The organism is Eudoraea sp. (assembly GCF_049665975.1).
In the GTDB taxonomy this organism is placed as follows: domain Bacteria; phylum Bacteroidota; class Bacteroidia; order Flavobacteriales; family Flavobacteriaceae; genus Eudoraea.
Map to the genome: position 1 here is coordinate 1 of NZ_JBATGR010000296.1, position 3966 is coordinate 3966.

Genomic DNA, 3966 nt, shown 5'->3' on the forward strand with positions numbered 1-3966 from the left:
AACTTCTATGTCTTCCTGAGTCCGTTTTCGGATCATTTCAACTGCTTCAATCAGGATTTCTACTCGTTTATATGTTCCAAATTTTCCAAATGCCATGACTTGTTTTGGTCCTTTGGGTAAGGAGTAATTTGGTTCCGGAGGTGTTTCAAACGACCCATGAGGAATTAATGCAATATTACGTGCCTTGTATTTCTTTTCCAGGATGGTCACATATTTACTGATCGTAACAGCCACAATGTCTGATGCCAGTACGAAACGGGTAAGCATACTCCCAATGAAATTATACACTCTTTGAAGTACTTTATTTTGTGTGATCCCTGCATTTTCGAGGTCTACCTGTTCCAGGATATTATGAATAAGTGAAATGGTAGGGATTCCCTTTAGCTTACAAAAGAAAGGAGCTAACAGACCCAGGGCTGCAGGTATTTTCCTGTCTCCAAATTTTAAGAATTGAAGGTTGAAAAGAATCGCATCGGGTTTTGTTTCATGGATGGCTTTGTAGATTCGGAACAGATTAAAATAATTGTTGAAATCCCAACATTCTTTTACCGTGATCTTACACCCTTCTCCATCAAAGGAGAGGTCTTTTTCTTCTGACGTCCTGTCCGTGATCAACACGATCTCCGTTATATCATCCTGAAGACGAAAATGTTTTACCAGGTGGTATCCATATTCAGTAAGGGTTACTTTGCTTGGTGGATACGCTGTTATAATTGCTAGTTTCATAGGTTAAGTATTAATTAATAATATTTTATAGGGCAAATGTCCTACAAACTCCCATAAAACAAAGGGGTTTGGGGATCATCGAGAGTTTGGTGTAGACGAATGGAAACTCCCTTTCGGCCAATGGATTTTTACACCTGAGCAGGCTTTGTTCTCGAAACAAATTAGCGCTATCAGAGCGTATGTTTTTTAAGTATGAAATAGGAAAGCTGTGAGATCAACAACACAATCATGATTGCAATTTGCACCTGAACAATCTGCTCCAGGGAATCATGAAATATCGTTATCGCCAGTATTTGTGCAAGGCCCAATACTCCTGAAATGATCACAGGCAAATAATGGTCTAGTGACAAAAAGTAGTAAGCAAAGATATTTCCAATTGCAAAAAGAGAAGTGGCCAGTGCGTATAACCACAGCAGTCCTGCCATTGAAAGATAGGCATCCCCAAACATAAGTTTAATGATGAGTTCCGGGAATAAATAACAACCGGTGATTATGGTTACGGAAAGGAGAGCCACATAGCCAACATATCTGAATAAAACAGGGGTAGTAGATTCGCCGTCCTTTTCCTTTTGAACGACTGAAGGCAGTAAAAGCATAACAAACATCCAGGCAACAAAATAGACGACCCTTCCAATAAGTGCAAGTGAAGCGTATAACCCGGCATCATTGGCTCCAAAATAATGTTTTACCATGAGCACATCGCTATTGTTGATGATGATCTGTGTAATCTCATACCCAAGAGTCAAAAAGATAAAACGGTTCACCCGCTTCACATGTTTCCGTGCCAACAAGGAAGGTTTGGCAACAGCGATTCCTTTCGTGTCAGAAGGGATTAGTCCAAAAAGAAAGGAAAAAGCAATCCCCATTGCCACGGAAAGGGCAGGTTCCCAGGGACAGAAAACAACAAAAGCCAGGGTAATTAGCAACCGGCTCCACATCTCGGTCTGGTAGGTGATGGAAAGCATATTGAAATTTTGCTGTCCCTGGTAGGTTCCCCGGTTAACACTCATAAAAAAGTAAAAGGGGATGCCAAACCCAAGAGCAACAAACATATAAGGGGTATTGGTCTGGAATAACAGTTGGAGGTCTTTGGCGAAATACACAAATAATGCGCCCGTGAGTACTCCGATAATAATCGCCTGTTTGTAGATCCGGTTTCTAAAACTTTCCCAATCCTTTCCGGAGAAAACCACAGCAAATTTGGTTGTTGTAAGCTGAAATGTCATGCCCAGGAAAGACAAGACCAGAAGAAGGGTAACCAATAAGGCGGCATCTGCATAAGCCTCAGGTCCCAGCAACCTTCCCAGCAAGAGGTTATAGAGGTAATTGCCTCCGTTTACCAGGAGCACGCTCCCCATAAATAGCTGTTGTGGGCTAACTTTCTTAAGTAACACTTTAAATTCGTTCATGGCTTGGGATATAAGATGTTCTTGCAGGCTTTATTACCTCTTGCGAAGGTTCAGTGATATGCCCATTGATGGGTATTATTTTGTTATTGAAAGAGACACAATAATAGTCGTGTTCCAATTCCCTGGTGCTTTTTGGGTCTTCGTTATCCATATGATCAAGGTGGCTTTGAACCCACATCATATTTTCTGAATGCATCAATACTTCAGATTTTTTATTGGTTTGTATTATTTGTAATGCCATAACAATTCAATTTTAGGCTAAGTGATTTTGTACTTACAAGGCCAAATATCCTCTGATCTGGCGTTTTATTTGAACCGATTCAGGTGGATGGAGCATTGCTGTAGACGAATGGCAGAATTGACACTTCCGGTGCGGGAAGGTCTGGCGTACCTTTACATAACCAAAGAAACCGATAGAAAGGCGACCCCTTAACTATCTAAATACTTAACCTATGAATGCCAGATTTTTAATACCTGTATTCCTTTTAATAACCACAACAATCAGTGGGCAAGGAAGTATGAATGAAGGATTCCAATTATTGGAATCCGGATCCTTCGAAGAGGCCGAATCATTTTTTGATGCCTATCTCGAGTCAGATCCCAACAACAAAACTGCATTGATTTGTTACGGCAGAGCCGTTGGGCTGAGCGGAGAACCGGTCAAGGCCATCAACCTTTTTTCCGAACTTAAAAAAGTATATTCAGACGATTTTGAAGTTCAGATCAATTACAATGAAGCACACTTGTGGAATGCGCAATACGGAAGCGCCCGACCTTTATATGAGGCACTGGTAACTGCCAATCCTGATAATTTTGCTGCCCTGTTAGGCTATGCAAATACGTTGAGTAATTTAAAGGAATACGCATTAGCCCTTGAATGGGTGAATAAGGCCCTGGCAGTTCAGCCCGGCAATGAGTGTGCAAAGGTCTCGGGGAAGTATATCAAACTGTGATATGCCAATGAATTGGTTACTAAAAAACAATACGCCAGGGGTGAAGCGATGTTGAATGAAATTTTGATGGACTTCCCTGAAGATAAAGAAACCTTGCTTAATCTGGCTAATCTCTATTTGATCAGCAGAAATGTTCCAATGGCCAAGAATGCCTTTCAGCGAATAGCAACCTCACCCAAGGATTAAATCATAGCTCTTAATGGAATTGCCCTTGCTGCACATATAGGAGAAAAGGATAAAGAAGCATTAAAGACCTCCAGGATCGCCTTAAAGAAAGTAGTAAGTCTGAAGGATCAGGAACTACGAGACCAAACCTATGAACGATTTGTACAGGCATTGATCTGGAACTCCCGTTTTAAGGAAGCAAAAAGAGCAGTAGACAGTTTAGAGCAGAAGAAACCAGGGCCACTTTGGGTAAAATCTCTGTGGGCAACCCTGGGAATGTACACAGCCGATTTTAAGTCGAGCCTTAAGGAATACGACAGCATTTTGGTTCAGGACAGCACATCCTTTGACGGAAATTTAGGGAAAGCGAATGCGCTATTTGCTTCAGACAAGATCATGCCGGCCTACAGCGCTGCTTTTAAAACCTTGTCTTTATACAAAGAACAAACCGATGCGCAGGGGCTCGTTGAAAAATTAAATGGTCTGCATAACTCATCGACTCAGGGAAAGGCCTTTTATACTTTCGATAATGGAAATAATATAGCATACGGGAGCCAGCTAAGCGGTGAGATTCCGTTTTCAACAAAATTCAGGGCTACAGTAACTTATCAGTACAGGATTACAGAAAATACGATTACTTTCAAGAAAGCGCTTTCTCATATTGTATTGGCCGGAGCGACTTACAAACTTCTCCCCAAAACAAATTTAAAAGC

4 protein-coding genes and 2 pseudogenes are annotated in these 3966 nt (G+C 41.3%); 3 read left to right on the plus strand and 3 right to left on the minus strand.

The features are described 5' to 3' along the window. The 3 genes and pseudogenes from WBN20_RS10415 to WBN20_RS10425 form a co-directional block, all read right to left on the minus strand. A pseudogene (locus WBN20_RS10415) lies at positions 1-726 on the minus strand (glycosyl transferase family 1); the annotation flags it as partial. Between the two features lie 170 nt (positions 727-896). Beyond that, complete coding sequence (locus tag WBN20_RS10420; RefSeq protein ID WP_424281636.1) at positions 897-2135, minus strand: oligosaccharide flippase family protein; 1239 nt, start codon at positions 2133-2135, stop codon at positions 897-899. Then, positions 2122-2376, minus strand: a complete 255-nt coding sequence (locus tag WBN20_RS10425) for a hypothetical protein (protein ID WP_424273313.1) — start codon at positions 2374-2376, stop codon at positions 2122-2124. Before WBN20_RS10425 ends, WBN20_RS10420 begins: the two co-directional genes overlap by 14 nt. Positions 2377-2587: 211 nt before the next feature. Between WBN20_RS10425 and WBN20_RS10430 the strand changes: the two genes are divergently transcribed. The 3 genes and pseudogenes from WBN20_RS10430 to WBN20_RS10440 all read left to right on the plus strand — a co-directional run. Beyond that, positions 2588-3088: a tetratricopeptide repeat protein gene (locus tag WBN20_RS10430; RefSeq protein ID WP_424281637.1), complete on the plus strand. Its 501-nt coding sequence runs from the start codon at positions 2588-2590 to the stop codon at positions 3086-3088. 12 nt (positions 3089-3100) lie between these two features. Then, positions 3101-3274, plus strand: coding sequence for a hypothetical protein (locus WBN20_RS10435; protein WP_424281638.1), 174 nt, complete (start codon positions 3101-3103; stop codon positions 3272-3274). A 150-nt stretch (positions 3275-3424) separates the two neighbouring features. Further along, a pseudogene (locus tag WBN20_RS10440) lies at positions 3425-3966 on the plus strand (hypothetical protein); the annotation flags it as partial.

Bases quoted from the DNA above. Each gene is read 5' to 3' on its own strand.
- WBN20_RS10430 (WP_424281637.1), top strand. From the start codon at position 2,588: ATGAATGCCAGATTTTTAATACCTGTATTCCTTTTAATAACCACAACA.
- WBN20_RS10420 (WP_424281636.1), bottom strand. From the start codon at position 2,135: ATGAACGAATTTAAAGTGTTACTTAAGAAAGTTAGCCCACAACAGCTA.
- WBN20_RS10425 (WP_424273313.1), bottom strand. From the start codon at position 2,376: ATGGCATTACAAATAATACAAACCAATAAAAAATCTGAAGTATTGATG.